Below are 19010 nucleotides of genomic sequence, written 5' to 3'. Positions count from 1 at the left end.
CCGAACTCGCTGGATCAAAGCACGCATGGGTTCAGTGTAGGCCGCCCGGTTGGCTTCTCGCCAGGGGGGCGCCGTCTCAGCGGGAGAGCTCGAGGGTTGCCAGAATGCTGTCAGCGGCTCGCTGACTGGCGCCCGGGGAGCCCAGCAGGCGGCGTAATTCAGCGTAATCCTCACGCTGGCGCTCCCGAGCCGCCGGATCTTCCAGCAAACAAAGGCTGGCCTCGGTCAATCGCTCAGCCGTGGCCCTTGCTTGCAGGAACTCCGGCACGGCCTCTCTTCCCAGCAGGATGTTGGGCAGCGTCACGTGACGTCCGCGCAGCAGCCAACGTGCCACGGCGGCCGTCAAGGGCGCGACGCGATAGGCCGCAATGCAGGGAATATCGTGAATGGCTGCCTCCAAGACCGCCGTGCCAGAGGCCAGCAGCGCCAGGTCAGACCGGCGCCAGTCGGGTTGCGACTCGCCCACCAGCAAGGCAATCGGAAGCTCGCTGGCCGCCACGCGGGCGCGCACGGAGGGCAACAGGGCCGCCTGGGGGACCGGCAACACGAAGCGCAGGTCAGGTAATCTGGCCAGCAGGCGGCGGGCCACCTCAAGGAAAATCGGCAAGAGGCTTTCAACCTCGTGCCGCCGCGAACCAGGCAACAGGGCCACGGTGCCTGGGGATGGGGAATGTTCTCCGGGCGGACTGGGGGGCCGTCGGTCCAGCAAGGGATGCCCGACGTAGGTGACCTTGCCACCGGCCGCGGCATAGGCTTCCGCCTCCGGTTTGAAGGCGGCGAGCAGCAAGTCGGCGCTGCGGCTCACCCGGCGCAGATCGCCAGGCAATCCCCATAGCCACGCCTGCGGCAGCATGTAGTAGACCGTCGGAATCCCCAGCCGACGGGCCTGGGCCGCCAGTCGAAGGTTGGCGCCTTGGAAGTCGATCAAGACCACCGCGTCCGGCCGATGCTCAGCCAGCCAGCGTCTGGCGTTCCAGAATGCCGCCAGGACCGCGGGCAGGTGCGGCCATTGTTCGATCAGGCCGACGGCGCCGTGGGGGGTCAGGTCAGCCAGCAACTCCACCCCCTGGGCCCGCATGTGGACTCCGCCGAGTCCGACCATGCGGCATCCCGGCTGGCGTTGGCGCAGGGCTTGGGCCAGGGCCGCGCCATGCTCATCCCCCGAAACCTCACCCGCGGAGAGAAACAGCAGGGGAGAGCGGGTCAATCGTCTGCCTCGAGGCCCGCATCCCCCCGGGCGATTCCGCAGATTCCACGCTGGCTGCTCTGGATGAAATCCACCAGATGCACGAGTTCGGGGCCGGCTGGCAATCGCGCGATCTCGGCCAGGGCTTGCGATACCGTGCGCTGTTCCCGGAACAGGGCCCGAAACGCTCGCTTGAGGTCGGCCCGTGCCGAGGCTGGAACCTGGTGGCGACGCAGGCCCACCACGTTGGGGCCGAAAATGCGGGGGGGATTGCCCTCGCATAGCATGAAGGGCGGGACATCCTGTGCCAGTCGGCTCATCGCTCCGATCATCGCCATTCGACCCACGCGGATGAACTGATGCAGGCCGGACATGCCCCCGATCACCACGTGATCCTCGACGGTGACGTGTCCGGCGAGGGTCACGCCATTGGCCAGCACACAGTCATGTCCGATCAGGCAGTCGTGAGCCACGTGGACGCCGGCCATCAGAAGATTGTCGTTGCCGATGCGGGTGGACTCTCCCCGTGCGGTGGCCCGGTTGATGGTCACGTGTTCGCGAATGACGTTGCGATCGCCCAACACGCAGTAGCTGATGCCCCCGCTGAACTTGCGATCCTGGGAAATCCCGCCGACCACCGCGCCCGGGTGCAGGACACATTCTCGTCCGATGGCGGTGTAGGCCCCCACCACGACGTGGGCCCCGATGCGGGTGCCCCGTCCGATCTGACAGTTCGCTTCGATCACGGCGTAGGGCCCAACGGAGACGCCCTCCGCGAGGTCAGACGACGGGTGGACAACCGCCGTTTCGTGGACCTGAATCATGTCACTCCCTGGGGCTCAAGGTGAACAGCAGGTCTGCCTCGGCCACTCGCTCGCCTGCCACCGTCGCCAGCGTGCGTGCCTTGCCGAAAAGCCCGCGCATTCTGACCAGTTCGGCCTCCAACTGCAATTGGTCTCCCGGCAGGACCGGGCGCCGAAAGCGGCAGGCGTCGATACCGGCGAACAAGGCCAGCATGCCTCGGTACTGAGAACTGTGCAGCATCAAACAGGCCGCCACCTGGGCCATCGCCTCCACCACCAGCACGCCCGGCATGATGGGCCGGCCCGGGAAATGACCGGCAAAATAGGGCTCGTTCAACGAGACGTTTTTCAAGCCCGTCGCTCGAACGCCGGGCTCGAGTTCGATCAGACGATCCACCAGCAACATCGGATACCGATGGGCCAAGGTGGCCATGATGCCTTCCGCGTCCAAGGACACAAGACGGTTCGACCGGTCAGGCGTGGCGGGGTGGTCGTTCACGTGGCATCCTCGCGGGCCGTAGGAGGGGAATCGAGCAAACTCGCCAGCCGGTGATGCAGGGTGTGTCCCGCTTTGACGGCGACCACGTGTCCCCGCCACCAGACACCCAGCAGTGCCAGGTCTCCCAGCAGGTCAAGCGCCTTGTGTCGGGCCATTTCATCAGGAAATCGCAAAGGGCTACTGAATCCATCTCGCCCCACCAGGATGCCCCCGTCCAGGGAGGCGCCCCGAATCAGGCCCGCCTCGCGCAGGAACGGTAGGTCCTCCTCCAGGGCGAATGTCCGCGCCGGCGCCAGCTGAGAGGCAAACAAAGCCGGAGAAAAGACGAAATGAAACAGGGTGGGGCGCAGGGGCGGGCGACCGTAGTCGATCGCGACGGTCAGGACCGTCTCAGGGTGTGGCACCACGCTGAGGGCACTTTGCCCCTCACCCACGCCTTGGGCAGTGAAATCTCGCACGGGGCGCGGGGCTGACAGTGCGATGACCCCGACTTCTCGGATGGCATTGACAAAGGGCAAGGCGCTGCCGTCCAGCATCGGCACTTCCGGCCCCTCCAGACGAATGAAGGCGTCGCTGATGCCCAGACCCCACAAGGCGGCCATCAGGTGCTCCGTGGTTGCCACGGCCGCCTGGCCGGCGACCAGGGTGGTGGCGAGCCTGGTGGTGGCCACCCGGGCCGTCAGGGCCGGGACGGTTGGTTCTCCGGGCAAATCTACCCGACTGAAGTGGATTCCGCAGGCCACCTGCGCGGGTTCGATGCGCATGGCCACACGGGCCCCCGTGTGCAGGCCTGTCCCCTCGAAAGCGACTGGGGCAGCCAGGGTCCAACGACGCCCCCACGGGGCGCCGGGTGAGACGGGGTCGAAGGGCGCAGGCGACACGGCGAGGTCCAGAGAAACAGAGGGCGGGCCGGCGGCTCGGGCGAGGCGGGGTGCCTCTCGCTGGAAACGGCCGCCAGTCTAGCAAACTTGGGTGACAGCCCGCCAGGCTTAGCTGGATTGGACAGCTTGGCCCAGGTTCTCAGCTTCGTTATCCGGTTTGGCCAGGAGGGCATCGCTGCCCGTCTCGAGGATTCGCAGGCGGGCTGCCAGATCGCGCACGGTCGCTCGCAGAGCCGTGAGCAAGCCAAGCTCGCCCTGGCGGCGTCGCTCCTGGGCGTGGGCGCGCGCCGGGAACCCACTGACCCACGCACGGGCCGGCACGTTCTTGGTCACGCCCGCCCGGGCCAGAATCACGGCCTGGTCACCGATCGTCAGGTGGCCCGCGACCCCGACCTGGCCGGCCAAGGTGGCGCGGTCGCCGATGCGCACGCCGCCCGAGATGCCGGTCTGACTGACGATCAGGACATCCTCACCCACCTGAACGTTGTGCCCGATGTGAACCAGGTTGTCTATCTTGGTCCCTCGTCCGAGGCGGGTGGCGCCCAGGGTTCCCCGGTCGATCGTGACATTGGCGCCAATTTCCACCTCGCCCGCCACCTCGAGGGTTCCCAGTTGCGGGATCTTGAGGTGACGCCCGGACTGGTCGGCCACGAATCCATAGCCATCGGAACCCAGCACCGTGCCCGCGTGAATCACCGTGCGCGCGCCGAGCCGGACCCCGTCATAGAGCACGACGTGCGGAAACAGCTCACATCCGTCTCCTACCTCGGTGTCTCGGCCCAGCACCACATGGGCGTGCAGGATGGTCCCCGCCCCGACCCGACTACCGGCCCCGACGACGGCGTAGGGGCCAAGGCTGGCCCCTGGGGCCACGAAGGCCGTGTCGTCGACCACGGCCGTTTCGTGAATGGTGGCGGCCATTCGTGGGGGGGCGAACAAGGGCAGCAGGGTGGCCAGCGCGATTCGCGCATCAGGCACGACCAGCTGGGCGCGCGCGAATCGTTCCAGCGGCCTCGCCGTCACCACCGCGGCGGCCTGCGACTGCTCGACCAGCGCGCGAAAGCCGGGTTCAAGCAGGAAGACCAGACTGTCCGGCCCCGCCTCCCGGGGGTCACTGACGGTGGAGATGCGCGTTTCCGGGTCGCCTTGCAACTCCCCCCTCACCCGCGCAGCCAGTTCCCCCAGCGTCCAGGTCGCCGTCACGCTACTTGAGGCCTTTGATCACCTCGGGGGTGATGTCCACGCCGCCGTGCAGCACGGCTGCTTTGTCCAGCACCAGGTCCAGCTTGCGTTCTGCCGCCACGCGGTGAATGACAGCTTCAATGCGCGTCTTGACGTCACCGGACAGGCGAGCCTCCAGGCTCATGGCCTTGTCCTTCAATGGTTTCAGTTCCCGTTCGAATTCCTCCGTCATCTTCTGGAGCTCGCTGGGCGTCTTGCCCGATTTCTGCGCTTCGGCGATCTTTTTCTGACGTTCGCCGAAGGCTTGCTGATACTTCACCAGCTCAGCTTGCATCTTTCCCTGGGCATCGCGGGCACCCCGGTAGCTCAGCAGCACCTTGGCCGTGTCGACGTAACCGATCGTCAAGGCGGAGGCGGCGGGAGCGAAGCCCAAACTGCAAGCAGCGGAGGCAAGTGCGATCAGGGTCAGGCGAAGGCGGACGGAGAGGCGCGACGACATCGTGGTTCCTTTCTGGCGGAATGGTTTCAGAATTTTTGACCGATGGAGAAGTGGAACTGGCCGGGCTCGATTCCCGTCAGGCCGTAGTCGAGACGAATCGGTCCGAGGGGGGTGTTGAGGCGGACACCTGCTCCATAACCGTGGTGGAGCAAGTTCAGGTCGAATCGATCGTCCCAGAAGATTCCCGTGTCCGCAAACAGAACGCCAGAAATGATGTTCACCATCGGGAAACGATACTCCAGGCTCCCCACGAAGGCATTCGACCCCTGAAAGTAGTTGATTCCGTACTTCTGCACCGTGGGGTGGCCCTGGGAGACGAACTCAGGCCAACCTCGCACGAGGTAGGGTCCCGTCGAGAAAAACCGCTCGTACGCCGGAACGACCGCCCCGCCGATCAGACCAAGGCGGCTACCAAAGGCGATCGTGGTGCGCTCGCTGGGCGCCCACGGCATCGGGGGCATCGGGATGAAGAAATTTCCGGTGGCCGTTCCCCGGACCAATGGGCTGGTGCCGTTGACGAGGGCCGGCTCCAGGGTCAACTGGTTGAACCAGCCTTCGGTGGGATTCATGATGATGTCGCGGGAGTCGAAGGTCACCCCCAGGTTGCCTCCGCCCACCTTGTCGGTCCCGGCAGGGTCAACCGTGATGCGGCGTCCGTCCGGATAGGTTGGCTTGATGTTGCCGCCCGTCCAAACGTTGTCGAAGGTGGTGATCTGTTCGAAACGCAAGCCGAGCGAGCCTCGCCACTGCGAGGTAAGGGGGTCACCGAACAGGGGCTTGGTCAGGGAGGCGCTCCCACCCAGGCGATCCTCGCGGAAGTCGGCCAGGAAGTTGTTGAAGCGTCGCACATAGAGGCTGCCGCCAATCCCTGTTCGCTGATTGTCGAACCACGGATCGAAGTAATTCAGTTCACCCGCGACACGCAACTGCTGGCTGATCGACAGGTCTGCGCCGACCTGACGGCCGGTCCCGAAGACGTTGTCCTTCTTGACGCTAAACATTCCCAGAATGCCGTCTCGCGTGGAGTAACCTGCCCCCAGGTTGATCGAGCCAGTCTGCTTTTCTTTGACATCAACCACCACCACCAGGTCGTCGGTCGGCGTCTTGGCCCCCTCCGGTCGCGGTGCCGGTTCAAAGCGCAGGTTCACATCCTCGAAAAAATTCAGGTTGAAGACTCGACGCAGATCCAGGCGAAACTTCTCGGCATTGAAAACCTCCCCGGGGCGCGTCGTGAGTTCGCGCAGGACGACGTACTCTTTGGTCTCCTCGTTGCCCTTCACTTTGATGGCGGCAATTCGCCCCTCGGCGATCCGAAAGACCAGGATGCCCTCCGGGCTGAGGCCCATGTCCGCCACGCGCGCCAGGGGATAGCCGGCGTCGGCATAGGTCTTCTGCACCTTGTCGACGGCCTCCTTGATGGCGTTGAAGTTGATGGTGTCTCCCCGCATCGCGTCGAAGTGGGTCGAAAGCTTCGACGGGTCCACCTTGGTGACGCCCTCGAAGCGCACGCCGAGCAGGGGCGGGTTTTCCACGACGTGAAAGGTCACCCGGATGCCCCCGAACACCGGTTCCGTTTGAGGCCGAACGTCCGCGAACAGCCCCATGCCGTAGATGCGCTGGACCGCGTCCAGGATGTCGGACCGGCCCACCCGGTCGCCCATGGCCACCGGCGTCATCAGCAGGATTCGATCCTCGCTGATCCGCGTGTTGCCGCGCACTGCGACCTCTCGAACGGTCTCTTTTTTCTCGAGGTCGCGGGGGGACGGGGTCGGTTTGCGTTCAGGTCGCGGAGTGGCCCCGCCCGGGGGCGGCGCGCCGGGACCGTAGTCGTCCGGGGCTTCCGCGGGAGACTCGCCAGGCTTGGGGATGGGCTGTGGGCTGCGAGAGGCCGCGGGGATCTTCAGACTGGTGACCTTTCGGGCGGGCGCTGACTTGGCCTGGGCGTCCCAGGGCGAGACAACTCCTGCCAGCACCACGAGACCCGCCAGGCTCGCGAGTCGAATCCCTTGCGGCGCAAGCAGCGAGTCTTCAGAAGGAGGCACTTCAACGGGAAGGGGTGAGGTCACGACGGCACCGGTTCAGATTGAGCTGCGCTTAAGCTTTGAATCAGCTTCTTTGAAGGCCACATCATATCACGCCCGCTTCGGGATTCCGCGTGCGGGTCGGACCGGAAAGTTTGGTGCTTGTCGGTGTTGCCAGCCCTCCTGACTTGCGTCACCATAGGGCCGTTGCACGTTCTGCTGAGTGGGGCTATGACGACATCGATGCGCATTCTGGTGACGGGGGGGGCCGGCTTTATTGGCTCGCATCTCTGTGAGCGCCTGCTTCGGGCGGGCCACCAGGTGGTGGCGATGGATAATCTGGTCACGGGCAAGCGCGAGAACCTGACCGAACTAGAGGGGCATCCTGGTTTCCAGTTCATTCGGCACGACATCACCGAGCCCATCCAGTGGGAGGGGCCGCTGCACCGGATTTACCAGTTTGCCAGTCCAGCCAGCCCGGTGGATTACGCGGCGATCCCCGTGGAAACCTTGATGGTGGGGTCACGAGGCGCTCACCACGCGTTGGGTCTGGCACGCCGAACGGGCGCTCGCATTCTCCTGGCCTCCACCTCCGAGGTTTATGGAGACCCGGCCGTCCACCCGCAACCTGAAAGCTACTGGGGGAATGTCAACCCGATCGGGCCTCGCTCCTGTTATGACGAGGCCAAACGGTTCGCCGAAGCCCTCACGATGGCCTACCAGCGGACGCGTGGCGTTGACACCCGAATCGTCCGTATCTTCAACACCTACGGGCCCAGGATGCGTCTGGACGACGGGCGCGCCATTCCCAATTTCTTGACCCAGGCGCTCAGACGGGAACCCATCACCGTCTACGGAGACGGCAGTCAGACCCGCAGTTTCTGCTATGTGGATGACCTGGTCGAGGGCATTCTGCGCCTGATGGAGTCGGAGGAGACGCTGCCCGTCAACGTGGGCAACCCGGCTGAACTTACCCTGGGGGAGATGGCCGAACGCATTCGGATTTTGACCGGCACCACCAGCCCGATCGTCTATCGGCCGCTGCCGGAGGACGACCCCAAAGTCCGCCGGCCGGACATCACGCGGGCCCGGACCTTGCTTGGGTGGGAGCCCCAGGTGGAGTTGGCGGAGGGGTTGGAGAAGACCGTCGCCTTTTTCAAGCGCGCTTTGGCGCGGCAGACGGTCTGAGGCTCCCTTCGGAAAGCGGCCCCCGCACATTTTCCACGCCCAACGCAGCCGGAGGGCTCCTGCGCCCGTTTCAGTCCAGTGGACCGGCTCCAGACCGCCGTCGTTTCTCCAGGATCAACGGGAGGGGTTGACCTGCCGTTGGGCCAGGTACAGCTTTTCCTGGACCGCTGCGAGCAATTGCTCCAGTTGTCGGAAGTCGGCGGTGTGCCCCGCCCCTTGTTCCCGCAACACTTCCAGTCGCGTCGCCAGCGCCTGAATTTGCCCGGCCATGAAGTCCACCTGTTCCCTCGGGGAAGCTTGGGGACCCGGCTCCGGCGCGCTGGGGCGGAAGCGCGGGGCGAGCAATCCCCCCGGTATCGGCTTGACCCCATTGCCTGTCGGGCCGGCTGGCACACTGGACCCAGTCGATTGGGGCTGGCCTCCAGAGGCTGCCCGGGAGTGACTCCGCAAGCCAGGCTTTTTCTGGGACATCGAAGCCTCCGGATGTCAGGGTGACGCCTCCACTATACCCAGGCCCTTACGCCCTCCTGCCCGGGACGCATCGATTTTTCGTCCATGCTAGACTTTGCCGGTGATGGAGTCCCCCGAACCACGCTTCTCGGAATGGCTCGACCAGCTGGCAGGCCCGGAACGGTCGCCGGCGGGCTGTTCGGCCGCGGGTGTCAGTCTCTCGATGGGCTTGGGACTGTTCATCAAGGCGCTCCATCACCCTCCGGCAGACCTTTCGCCCGGGTTCAGCCAGGGGGACATCGAACTGCTCCAATCGCTGTTTCGTCGCGTGGGGCGCCAACTCGTGTCGGCTCAACGGGCTGAGGCCGGTTTTGCGGGCGCAGACGCCGCGGGGAAACCGGCCGCCCGCCTGGCCCTGTACCGGGTGGCGCGCACGCTGGTCGAACTGGCCCTGCAAGGCCTCGGGCAGATCAAGCCGGTGCTGGACAAGGGGGGCGTCGATTTCCTGCCTGACCTGGAATTGGCCTGGCGGCTCCTCGCCACCGCCCTCGAAGGAGGGGTGGCCGCCTGTGAGGCTCACCTGCGTGACTTGCCTTCGGCTTGGATTGCCGGGGAGGCCGAGACGCTGGCCCAACAGGCAGCTTATGGACGCGAGCTGCAAGCCCGGGCCTATTCCGAGTTGGCCTGGCGCTTACGTCGGGTGTGAAGCCATGAACGACGGCCGGAGACCAGCATCGCTTGAGGTGCGCGGACTGACCAAGCGATTCGGTCCATTCGTGGCCGTGGACGGAGTGGATTTCGTCATCCAACAGGGAGAAACGGTCGGTTTGCTGGGCGCCAACGGGGCTGGCAAGACCACCACGCTGCACATGCTGCTTGGCATCTTGAGCCCTTCCGAGGGGGAGATCCGGATTTTTGGCGAGGACCTGACCCTTCAACGGGAACGGATTCTGGGGCGCCTCAATTTTTCGTCTACCTACGTGCAGTTGCCGCAGACCCTTTCGGTGCGCGAAAACCTTCTCGTGTTTGCCCGCTTGTATGGCATACCGCGTCCGGCTGCGCGGGTGGCGGAGGTGTTGCGCGATTTCGACCTGCTCACTCAGGGGGATCAACCCACCCGCTCTTTGAGCAGCGGCCAGATGACGCGCTTGCACCTGGCCAAGGCCCTCCTGAATCGACCCGAATTGTTGCTGCTGGATGAGCCGACGGCCAGTCTGGACCCTGATACGGCCGATCGGGTGCGCACGCACCTCAAGGCGCTTCAAGCGCGGGAGGGGCTGACGATCCTCCTTACCAGCCACAACATGGCGGAGATGGAGCAGCTTTGCGACCGCATCCTGTACCTGCAAGGCGGTCGGATCCGTTATGAAGGGACGCCCCAGCAGTTGCTCTCGGAACTGGGCGTGTCCGACCTGGAGCAGTGGTTCCTGTCCGTGGCCCGTCAGGGGGACCCATGCTGAGGTGGCATCGTGTGCTGGCCCTGTGTAGTCGCCACGCGTATCTGTACCGCCGCAGTCCCTTTCGCATCGCTGAATTGGTCTACTGGCCCTTTCTCGACCTCGTGCTCTGGGGCTTCCTGTCCGTCTGGCTTCATCGAATCGGCCCCGGCGATACCGCCAATTTCGTGGCCTTGCTGCTGGGCGGACTGATCCTCTGGGACCTGCTCTTTCGTGCCCAGCAAGGGGTCTCCCTGGCTTACCTCGAAGAGGTGTGGTCGCGTAACCTCCTGAATCTGTTCGTCACGCCCCTCACGGTGACGGAGTTTCTGCTCGCGACCATGACCGTCAGTCTGGTCAAGTTGGCTTTTTCCGTCAGTGTGATGGCCTGTCTGGCGTGGGCCCTGTACGGGTTCAACCTGTTGAGCCTGGGCCTGGCGCTGGTTCCTTTCGTGGCCATCCTGACGATCTTCGGATGGGCGTTGGGTACCGTCACGACCGCGCTGGTTTTGCGCTTCGGTCAGGGGGCCGAGTCGCTGGCGTGGGTGCTGGCCTTCGTGGTGCAGCCCATTGCCTGCGTGTTCTATCCCGTTTCGACCTTGCCGGGTTGGTTGCAGCCAGTCGCTCTGGCCTTGCCCGCGGCTCACGTGTTTGAAGGGATGCGGGCCGTGATCGCGCACGAGGCCTTTCCCTGGCATCATCTGGCCACCGCGGCGGGGTTGGACCTGCTTTTCGTGGCGGCGGCGGGCGGGTTCTTCCACCTGACCTTCAAGTTGGCCCTCACCCGCGGTTTGCTGGCCAAGACAGGCGAGTAAGGCGAGAGATTTCCTGGGAGGGATTGACTTCGCTCGGGCGATTTAGTATTCTCGTCACATAGGTTAAATATAGTTTAATTTCAGGGAAGATCATTTTAACCTGAAGCCGAATAGAACCGTGTCCTCTGGGTTGATTGGGAGAGATCGTTCTGATGATGGCCCTGCTCAAAAAAGGTATCGAGGTCGAGGTTTTCACCGGGTCGCGCGATGGTGAGGCGAAGGATCTGTCGCCGCGGATCGTGCCGGCTCTCGAGTCCCACGGATTCGTGTTCGAGTCGGATGCCCGGCACGTGGAATACACCACTGCCCCGCTGACTGACTACGACGCACTGGCGCACGCCATCGTGGCGCCGCGCTTGCAGTTGCGCTCGTTTCTCGAGGCTGAGGGAGGGTACACGGTCCTTCCCGGCAGCACGCTGGCCTTGCCGTTCGACACGGCCTTCCATCCGTCCCTTCCCAACAACAAGTACTACGCCTGGGTCGGCGAAACCTTCGGCACGGACATTCTGACCAGCAGCATCCACATCAGTGTGGGCCTGGATGATCCCGATGAGATTGTCGCCGTCACCAACTGGTTGAGGTTGGACATGCCGCTGTTGCTCGCGTTGGCGGCCTCGTCGCCTTATCGCAATGGCCAGTTCACCGGTTATCATTCCTCGCGTTGGGTGACCTTCCCCCAGGAACCGGTCAACCTGCGCTTCTTCGACGGGCACGCGGATTATGTGCGCTTTGTCGAAGATGGCCTGGCCAGCGGCTTGATGCGCTCGGTGCGGCACATGTGGACGGCCGTTCGTCCCAACGGAGATGACCGGCCCTACAGCCTCAACCGGATTGAAACGCGCATCTGCGACCTGGCTTACGACCCCGGTTTGATGCTCGCGATCACGGCGCTCCTGGAGGCGCGTATTCAGCACCTGCGGATGAAGCAAGGCAAGCCTGCCGAGTCGATGATGGCGATCGCCCGTGAAAATGAGCGCCGGGTGGCCAAGGACAGCCTGAACGCCAGTGTGTGGCACTATGGCAAGGAAGTTCCGGTGCGGGTGGCCATCGCCCGCCTGATCGGCGAGGTGGAGGGGCTCATGCGCGCCAACGGGACCTACCACCATCTGGCCGCGATCGATGAGGTCTTGGCCACCGGCAACGAGGCGATGAAGCTGATCAAGCGGGTCGAGTCCCTTGGCAATCTCAAGGACGCCGTCGTGGAAGCGATCGACGAGGCCGAAGCGATCGATGTGCGCTGGGCGCGGCAGCTCGGCTTGCTGTCCGAGGCAACGCTCTCGACTGCCGGATAACCATTCCTCGCACGCGCCCAGCGCGAGTCCGGGAGCAGGTTTGGCGCGGCAGGCATTCGACACCACGTTCGCGATCTGTTAACCTGACGGGGGAAGTCGTGTGGACATGCCCTTGGTAGGGTTCACGGCAATTAGTCTGTGATGGTCCACACGGGGGTACAAGGTGGTTTGGGGAAACCACTGCACGGTGAGGAGTAGCGCTGTCCATGATGTATCTCGGTAAGAATTGGGATGACGTCACCCGGGAACTGGTTCGTCGGGCTTGTGCGGCCGAATTACTTCCTGCAACGGCCGAGTTTCAACTCCGGCAGTTTATGGAAGACGGCATTGTCGTGATTGCCTATCAGAAGGGTCCCTCCAATCGCGCCGGACGGGGCGGGACCACCACTTTCTTTGAAGTCCGCTTGCTGGACGAAGGAATCCAGGTGCGACACCTGTCGAACCTGGGCCCGATCAGTCCGGTCGCGGTCTGATTCGCTGAAATGGCCCCCCGCTTCCCTCTCTGGGCAGCGGGGGTTTTTTACGGCCTCCGACGTTGACGCCAGCTGGGCCACTCGGGGCAGGAACGGGTCAGTCCTCCTGGCCTTCGCTCCCCGTCAGGGCCGCCTGCTCAGGCATCTTTTGCAGTTTCAACTTGAAGGTCTTGGTCTGCCCTTGGCGGCTGACCAGCAATTCCACGGTCTCTCCCGGGGAATGCTTGGCCACCTCCCGGATCAGCTCTCCCGGGCTTTCGAGCGTTTGCCCGTTGACGGAGAGAATCACGTCGCCCGTCACCAGGCCGGCGGCCTCAGCAGGACCACCCCGTTCCACCCGGCCGACCAGGACCCCGTGCTCCACGGGATAAAACATTTTGCTACGGTCTTCGGGCAAGCCCGTGATGCCGACGCCCAGCCAGGGCCGCTCCACCCGCCCGGACTTTTCGAGTTGCGGCAAGACCACGCGCACGGTCTCGACCGGAACGGCGAAACCAATGCCCTGTCCGCGTGCGGCGATCGCCGTGTTCACGCCGATCACCTCACCACGCAGGTTCAGCAAGGGACCTCCACTGTTGCCAGGATTGATCGGGGCGTCCGTCTGCAGAAAGCCCACCCGGGCATTCAGGGCAATGTCGCGATTGATCGCCGACAAGATGCCCGTGGTGACGGACTGGGAAAGTCCCAGCGGACTTCCCATGGCCACGACATATTGCCCCACACGCAAGCGCTCGGGATCGGCCAGTTTGAGGGTGGAGAGACCCTTCGCCTCGATTCTCACCAGGGCCAGATCCGTCCCCGGGTCCTGGCCAATCACCTTGCCCGGGAATTTCTTCCCGTCGTGGAAGGTAACCGTCAGCTTGTCTGCGCCACGCACCACGTGATGGTTGGTCACGATCAGGCCGTTGGCACCCACCACAAAGCCGGAGCCGACCCCCTTTTCCTCCCGTTGTACCGGAGGCTGATCGCCGCCCCCTTCGAAGAAGAAACGAAACGGGTCGAGCTGGTTCGGTACCAGGCGATGTGCCACCGTATCAATGTTGACCACCGCGACCTTGACCTTGTCGACGAGGTCGGCGATGCCGTCTTCACCTCCCTGGGGCGGGCTCACCTTGATTTCCTCGGCCACCGCAGGCGTCGCGCTGAGAGGTGTCAGTGGTCCGTCTGCGGGAAACAGGCGCACGCCCACCACGCCGCCCAGCGCGCCAAGCGCAAAAATTCCGACCCCGGAGACCAACCGCCCAGCCAACACGACATGTCCTCCCATCTTCACGCGGCCCCAGCCTGCGCACCGTCAACATGTGAGTGAAGACCATCCAGCATCGAAAAAGTTCCCCATCCCCACGTGGGTCGCTCAGGCGCCTCAGCATCCTGGAGCGGGGCCACTGCCCCCGGGGCACGCATCAGCGCACCGGACTGCGGCCTCGGTCGCGGAAGGTCTCTCCAGCGACGGGAACAAATTCCCAATCGAAATCGCTGGCGCGGAGCGTGAATTTCAATACCCCGAAGGTGCTGGCGTTGCGGACAGCGGTGGTGCGCTTGGGCAGTTTGAAGAAGATGTAGTGATTCTTGCCACCCGTGCCGACGACAAACGCGCTGAGGCCCTGCTTATCATCGCGCTTCCCCTCGGCATCCATGGGATGAAACCGTTCGTAATGATGGTCGTGGCCCCAGAGGGCGATGTCGGCGCCCTTGCTCACCAGCAAGCGCCAAAGCGCATCCGTTTCCGGGTTGTCGCCGTGCGCCCCGCTGCTGTAACGCGGGTGGTGCCACATGGCGATCACATGCCGGTCCCGGTGCGCGTCGAGATCCTCGGCCAGCCAACGGTATTGTGCCGAGTCGGGGCCCAGTTGCTTGGACGCGGCGTCGCTTTCGGTGGCCGAGTTCAGAGCGTACACGCGCCAGTGGGCGTCAAGATTGAAGGCATAGTAGCCCTTGCGAGCATCGCCGGCCCTGGGGCCGAAATAACCGAAGTAGCCAGCGGCCCCGGGCGTTCGGTATTCGTGATTGCCGATCACGGGGAAGGTGCGGTTGAGGTGCCGGCCCCAGGTCGGATGATAATAGCTGGCAAACTCCTCGGAGGAACCGCTCTGGTAAGCATTGTCGCCGAGCGTGAAGATCGCGCCGGGGATGGCGTCGAGCAGGCGGGCGGTCTGCTCGGCCCCAGGTCCGCTGTAGGCGATATCCCCCGCGCCCGTGAAGAACGTGGAGGGTCCCTCCGCGACCCGGGCGGAGGTGAACGGTGAGGCCGCCTGAGGGCGAGCCTGCCCGGCGGACGGTCCCACGACCGTGCAGGCGGCCACCAGGCTCACCATCAGGGGCAATGGCAGGAAGAGGCGAAACAACGTAGCGGCAGGCATCGGATCACCCAACACGTGGCAGGCGGCGTCTTGATTCTAGCACGAACGATGGCCTGGCCGGCAGGCGGGGCGCCTTCCCTGCGGGCAGCCCTCTCCACCCGGGCTTGACGTACAATCACATCATCAGATGGCCGTGGTTCGCCAGGTGAAAGCTGCCAGGCGTCCAGTGGGGCGTCCTGCCAGGCGTGAACAGGGTGCCCACCACGGTCGTGCTCCTGAGGATGCCATGGTCAAGCCACTCCCCTTCCAATTCACCCCAGCGTGCCTCGCCGGGCTGGCCTTGGGTTGGGCGCTGCTGGGGCGCCACCTGACAGGGGCCGGTTTTCCCGTCAATGATTTCTGGCAACTGTTCGACCAGGCCTCCACACTGGCCTGGCAAGAGCCCGCGTCCTGGTTCAACGGTTTCTTTCCCATCGGGTATCCTCTGCTGCTCGCGATCGGCCCTGGGCCACTCACGCCTGACACGGCCTGGGCCTTGCACCTCGGGGTGGTGACCTGCCTGGTCTGGGGCATCGCGAGCCTGCTGCACGCCCTGCGTGGCCCCTGGGCCGCTTGGCTGGGAGCGGGGCTGACCCTTTTCTCGCCGGGGCTGATCACCTACGTGCTGACGCCGGGGCCAGACCTGGCGGCGGCCGCGGCGATCGCCTGGGCGCTGGTGGCCTTTCATCGTGCCCAGGAAGCACCGGGTGCTTCCTGGGCCGCCCTGCTTGGAGGACTCTGCCTGGCCGTGGCGCTGCTGCTCCGGGGCCATCTGCTGGTGCTGGCCCTGGCGATGCTGCTCGCGGGGGGCTTGCTGGGCTACCTGCGGGCCGGGGGGCCGCTGCGCTGGGCCACGCTCGGCGTGGGGGCTGGGGTGTTGATTCACGGTCTGCTGCAAACCCTGGCGGGCCATGGCCCATTCGAAACGGCCCAGGCCTTCAACATCTACCGGCAGGTGTATCCGGTGTCCTGGTGGGACCCGCCTCGCCAACTCGACGTGAGCGTCTGGTCGATGGTGGCTGAAGCCAAGCTGCGCTACCTGGACGCGACCCTGCGTGGCGTCCCCTGGCTCTTTCCCTCTCTGTTGCCAGCCTTGCTGATGGGCTGCCTGGCGCCCGTTGAGCGCGGCGGGGCCCTGGGCCGCTTTCTTTTCCTGAGCGGACTGCCCTATGCCCTGGCCGTCTCGCTGGCCCTCAGTGAACGGGCCCCCATTCCCCTGCTGCCCATCTGGGTCGTGGCCACGGCGCTGCTGGTCGTCGAGCTGATGGCACAACTGCGCGCGGCCCTGCCAGTTCCCGGGACGGCTCGCTGGGCGACGGCGCTCGGGGTGACGTGTTTCGCGGCCACGGTCCTGCTGGCTTCCGTTCGGCAGGACTGGATGGCGCTGCGTCAGCTTCGTCACACGAGTGACGTCTACGCCCAACTGGAGGCCCTGGCCCGCCAGCACGGCGTCACCCGGGCGGAGCAGATCTTCTCGGACAATCACGAAATTTACTTTCTGGGGTTGCCCGGCTGGCGTCCCAGCACCAACGGGACCTGGGGGGTCTTGCCCAATGCAGTCTGGCAGTACGAACGGCGCCATCCGCGTTTCGACGTGCAGTCCTGGCCTCGGTTTCTGGCCGATTGCCGCCGACGGGACGTGCGATTGCTGATGCTGACGCCGGACGCCCACAGCTGGCAGCCCTATTTTTCTGCGCTGTTGCGCCACGTGTCCCCATTCGTCGAGCAGGCCCGCCCGATCGGGGCCGTTGGTGAGTTCGAGGTGTTTCGCCTTTGAGCTTCTGAGCGCCTTTGGCGCCTGATGCTGGCAGAGGCGGCTCGTGGGTATCCTCGGACAGGGAGGGCCGCGGAAGGGCATCGCCGCATGCCCTCGTGCGCGCCCGCGGCGTCTGAGCGGGGCAGCGCCCTTGCTTCTGCGCTATGATCGGGCCTCGTGTCGCAGGAGGAACCGATGTCACTCACCGAGGAAACGGGGCCTGCCCCCTTGCCCTTCCGGCCCTTCGTGTCGCCGGATGAGGCCCCCCGAGAGTTCACCTGGCGGGCCGTCCTGCTGGGTGCCTTGCTGGGAATCGTCTTTGCGGCCTCCTCGGTCTACCTGGCGCTGAAGGTCGGAATGACGGTGAGCGCCAGCATTCCGATCGCGGTCCTGTCGATCACGCTGTTTCGTCTGATCGGGCGCGCCACCGTGCTGGAGAACAACATCGTGCAAACCACGGGCTCGGCCGGCGAATCGCTGGCGGCCGGGGTGGCCTTCACCTTGCCTGCGTTGCTCCTGCTCGGGCAGGAACTCGAACTGGTGCGGGTGATGATGGTGGCCCTGCTGGGGGGCCTGCTGGGCGTGTTGATGATGATTCCCTTGCGAAAGGGCCTGATTGTTCAGGAACACGGCCGCTTGACCTATCCCGAGGGAACGGCCTGCGCGGAGGTGCTGATCGTGGGGGAGCAGGGTGGCACCCAGGCCCGCACGGTCTTTGCCGGCTTTTTCGTGGGGGCGCTTTACAAGCTCCTGAACGCGACGCTGCATCTCTGGAAGGAGGTGCCAGAACGGGTATTCACGGCCTTCAAGGGGGCCTCGATCGGGGCGGAGATCTCGCCGGAGTTGCTTGGCGTGGGCTACATCATCGGTCCGCGCACCGCCGCCACCATGATGGCCGGTGGGGTGCTGTCGTTTCTGGTCTTGATTCCGGCGATCGCCATGTTCGGTGAGGGGCTCACGCAGCCGATGTTTCCAGCCTCCAAGCTGATCAAGGACATGTCGCCCTCGGACATTCGCAACGCCTATATCCTCTACATCGGCGCAGGCGCAGTCGCCACCGGCGGCATCATCAGCCTGGTCCGTTCGCTGCCCTTGATCTGGCGAGCCTTTGCACAGGGGGTCTCGCGCTTGTGGGCCAGCCGCGCCGGCGCAGCGCCGGCGCGTGAGCGGGAACCCCGCACCGAGCAAGACCTTCCGATGGGGGTGGTGGTGGTCGGGTCTCTGGCGCTCGTGGGGGCCATCTGGTTGGCGCCGATGTTGCAGATGCACGCCGTTTCCGCCGTGCTGATCGTGGGGTTCGGATTCTTTTTCACCACGGTCAGCAGCCGCATCACGGGGGAACTGGGGTCCTCCTCCAACCCGATTTCGGGCATGACCGTGGCGACCCTGCTGATCACCTGCTTGCTGTTCCTGGCGGTGGGCTGGACGGGCCCTTCGTATCAGGTGATGGCCCTGACCACCGCGGCGATCGTCTGTGTGGCGGCCAGCAACGGGGGCACCACCAGCCAGGATCTGAAGACCGGTTTTCTGCTGGGGGGCACCCCTCGGCTCCAACAAATCGCCATCAGCGTCGGGGTGATCACCAGTGCGCTGTTCATTGGTTGGACCCTGCTGTTCCTCAATGAGGCCTACACCACGGTGGTTCCTCGGCAGTATCCGGCCTACACGGCCGCGCTTCCTTCCGGTGCGCCGTTGCGCGAGGGGCCCGACGGTCGCCAGTACCGGGAACATTTCGTGCCCGCGGCGACCAGCGGTGTCCCGGTGGGACGTTATCTGGTGGATGAAGCGGGGGCGATCGCCTATCTGGTGGACCCTGGGATTGGAGGCGTCGTCACCGAAGTGAACGGCCAACCGGTGACCAAGCTCGATGCCCCCAAGGCCCGCCTCTTCAGCATGATCATCGACGGCATCCTGAGCCAGAAGTTGCCCTGGGGGCTGGTCCTGATCGGGGTCTGTCTGGCCCTGATGATGGAGCTGGTGGGGGTGGCCGCCCTGCCCTTCGCGGTGGGGGTCTACCTGCCGATCGCCACCTCCGTCCCGGTCATGGTCGGGGGGCTGATCCGGTTCGCGGTCGATCGCCGCCAGCGTCAGGGGAATCAGGCGTCCGACTTTGCTCCCGGCATGCTGCTGGCTTCAGGTTTGATCGCCGGGGGTTCGATCGCGGGGATCCTGGTGGCGGCGATCGCCAGC

Annotated in this window: 18 protein-coding genes; 8 read left to right on the top strand and 10 right to left on the bottom strand. The window is 64.9% G+C overall.

From position 1 onward, the window contains the following. Window positions 1-76: 76 nt before the first annotated feature. From lpxB to VKP62_05810, 7 genes are all read right to left on the bottom strand, one after another. A complete protein-coding gene (lpxB, locus tag VKP62_05840) occupies window positions 77-1207 on the bottom strand; it encodes a lipid-A-disaccharide synthase (GenBank protein ID MEB3196709.1) in 1131 nt (376 codons plus the stop codon). Beyond that, a complete protein-coding gene (gene lpxA, locus VKP62_05835; protein MEB3196708.1) occupies window positions 1204-2010 on the bottom strand; it encodes an acyl-ACP--UDP-N-acetylglucosamine O-acyltransferase in 807 nt (268 codons plus the stop codon). Before lpxA ends, lpxB begins: the two co-directional genes overlap by 4 nt. Window position 2011: 1 nt before the next feature. Continuing rightward, a complete protein-coding gene (gene fabZ, locus VKP62_05830; protein ID MEB3196707.1) occupies window positions 2012-2440 on the bottom strand; it encodes a 3-hydroxyacyl-ACP dehydratase FabZ in 429 nt (142 codons plus the stop codon). Between the two features lie 44 nt (window positions 2441-2484). Beyond that, window positions 2485-3369: a UDP-3-O-acyl-N-acetylglucosamine deacetylase gene (gene lpxC, locus VKP62_05825; protein ID MEB3196706.1), complete on the bottom strand. Its 885-nt coding sequence runs from the start codon at window positions 3367-3369 to the stop codon at window positions 2485-2487. A gap of 108 nt (window positions 3370-3477) precedes the next feature. Further along, window positions 3478-4572: a UDP-3-O-(3-hydroxymyristoyl)glucosamine N-acyltransferase gene (gene lpxD / locus VKP62_05820; GenBank protein ID MEB3196705.1), complete on the bottom strand. Its 1095-nt coding sequence runs from the start codon at window positions 4570-4572 to the stop codon at window positions 3478-3480. A 1-nt stretch (window position 4573) separates the two neighbouring features. Beyond that, a complete protein-coding gene (locus tag VKP62_05815; GenBank protein ID MEB3196704.1) occupies window positions 4574-5050 on the bottom strand; it encodes an OmpH family outer membrane protein in 477 nt (158 codons plus the stop codon). Window positions 5051-5076: 26 nt separating this feature from the next. After that, window positions 5077-7116, bottom strand: a complete 2040-nt coding sequence (locus VKP62_05810; GenBank protein ID MEB3196703.1) for a BamA/TamA family outer membrane protein — start codon at window positions 7114-7116, stop codon at window positions 5077-5079. A gap of 198 nt (window positions 7117-7314) precedes the next feature. Between VKP62_05810 and VKP62_05805 the strand changes: the two genes are divergently transcribed. Then, the gene (locus VKP62_05805) at window positions 7315-8259 is read left to right on the top strand and encodes a UDP-glucuronic acid decarboxylase family protein (GenBank protein ID MEB3196702.1); all 945 of its coding nucleotides are present in this window, start codon (window positions 7315-7317) and stop codon (window positions 8257-8259) included. 114 nt (window positions 8260-8373) lie between these two features. Here VKP62_05805 and VKP62_05800 read toward each other — a convergent pair whose 3' ends face one another. After that, the gene (locus VKP62_05800) at window positions 8374-8529 is read right to left on the bottom strand and encodes a hypothetical protein (protein MEB3196701.1); all 156 of its coding nucleotides are present in this window, start codon (window positions 8527-8529) and stop codon (window positions 8374-8376) included. 301 nt (window positions 8530-8830) lie between these two features. On the opposite strand from VKP62_05800, the gene VKP62_05795 reads away from it, so the two are divergent. From VKP62_05795 to VKP62_05775, 5 genes are all read left to right on the top strand, one after another. Further along, complete coding sequence (locus VKP62_05795; protein ID MEB3196700.1) at window positions 8831-9415, top strand: hypothetical protein; 585 nt, start codon at window positions 8831-8833, stop codon at window positions 9413-9415. 4 nt (window positions 9416-9419) lie between these two features. Further along, window positions 9420-10169 (top strand): ABC transporter ATP-binding protein, encoded by a 750-nt coding sequence (locus VKP62_05790; GenBank protein ID MEB3196699.1) that lies wholly within the window; start codon window positions 9420-9422, stop codon window positions 10167-10169. After that, window positions 10163-10960, top strand: a complete 798-nt coding sequence (locus VKP62_05785; protein ID MEB3196698.1) for an ABC transporter permease — start codon at window positions 10163-10165, stop codon at window positions 10958-10960. The genes VKP62_05790 and VKP62_05785 overlap by 7 nt, the downstream gene beginning before the upstream one ends. 152 nt (window positions 10961-11112) lie before the next feature. Beyond that, window positions 11113-12252: a glutamate--cysteine ligase gene (gene gshA / locus VKP62_05780; protein ID MEB3196697.1), complete on the top strand. Its 1140-nt coding sequence runs from the start codon at window positions 11113-11115 to the stop codon at window positions 12250-12252. Window positions 12253-12458: 206 nt separating this feature from the next. Beyond that, window positions 12459-12725: a hypothetical protein gene (locus VKP62_05775; GenBank protein MEB3196696.1), complete on the top strand. Its 267-nt coding sequence runs from the start codon at window positions 12459-12461 to the stop codon at window positions 12723-12725. Between the two features lie 97 nt (window positions 12726-12822). Here VKP62_05775 and VKP62_05770 read toward each other — a convergent pair whose 3' ends face one another. After that, a complete protein-coding gene (locus VKP62_05770) occupies window positions 12823-13977 on the bottom strand; it encodes a trypsin-like peptidase domain-containing protein (GenBank protein MEB3196695.1) in 1155 nt (384 codons plus the stop codon). Window positions 13978-14128: 151 nt separating this feature from the next. After that, window positions 14129-15085 carry a metallophosphoesterase gene (locus VKP62_05765; protein MEB3196694.1) on the bottom strand — a complete coding sequence of 319 codons (957 nt, stop codon included), beginning with the start codon at window positions 15083-15085 and terminating at the stop codon, window positions 14129-14131. Window positions 15086-15311: 226 nt separating this feature from the next. On the opposite strand from VKP62_05765, the gene VKP62_05760 reads away from it, so the two are divergent. Continuing rightward, complete coding sequence (locus VKP62_05760; protein MEB3196693.1) at window positions 15312-16841, top strand: hypothetical protein; 1530 nt, start codon at window positions 15312-15314, stop codon at window positions 16839-16841. A gap of 174 nt (window positions 16842-17015) precedes the next feature. Then, window positions 17016-19010: oligopeptide transporter, OPT family (locus tag VKP62_05755; protein ID MEB3196692.1), on the top strand; the 1995-nt coding region annotated here is incomplete at its 3' end.

Source organism: Candidatus Sericytochromatia bacterium (genome assembly GCA_035285325.1).
Taxonomy (GTDB): Bacteria; Cyanobacteriota; Sericytochromatia; order S15B-MN24; family JAQBPE01; genus JAYKJB01.
The sequence above is the reverse complement of the archived record's forward strand: the minus strand, read 5'-3'. Positions and strand labels throughout refer to the sequence as shown.

Bases quoted from the DNA above. Each gene is read 5' to 3' on its own strand.
- lpxA (MEB3196708.1), bottom strand. From the start codon at position 2,010: ATGATTCAGGTCCACGAAACGGCGGTTGTCCACCCGTCGTCTGACCTC.
- VKP62_05785 (MEB3196698.1), top strand. From the start codon at position 10,163: ATGCTGAGGTGGCATCGTGTGCTGGCCCTGTGTAGTCGCCACGCGTAT.
- gshA (MEB3196697.1), top strand. From the start codon at position 11,113: ATGATGGCCCTGCTCAAAAAAGGTATCGAGGTCGAGGTTTTCACCGGG.
- VKP62_05815 (MEB3196704.1), bottom strand. From the start codon at position 5,050: ATGTCGTCGCGCCTCTCCGTCCGCCTTCGCCTGACCCTGATCGCACTT.
- VKP62_05790 (MEB3196699.1), top strand. From the start codon at position 9,420: ATGAACGACGGCCGGAGACCAGCATCGCTTGAGGTGCGCGGACTGACC.
- VKP62_05760 (MEB3196693.1), top strand. From the start codon at position 15,312: ATGGTCAAGCCACTCCCCTTCCAATTCACCCCAGCGTGCCTCGCCGGG.
- VKP62_05775 (MEB3196696.1), top strand. From the start codon at position 12,459: ATGATGTATCTCGGTAAGAATTGGGATGACGTCACCCGGGAACTGGTT.
- VKP62_05765 (MEB3196694.1), bottom strand. From the start codon at position 15,085: ATGCCTGCCGCTACGTTGTTTCGCCTCTTCCTGCCATTGCCCCTGATG.
- VKP62_05800 (MEB3196701.1), bottom strand. From the start codon at position 8,529: ATGGCCGGGCAAATTCAGGCGCTGGCGACGCGACTGGAAGTGTTGCGG.
- VKP62_05805 (MEB3196702.1), top strand. From the start codon at position 7,315: ATGCGCATTCTGGTGACGGGGGGGGCCGGCTTTATTGGCTCGCATCTC.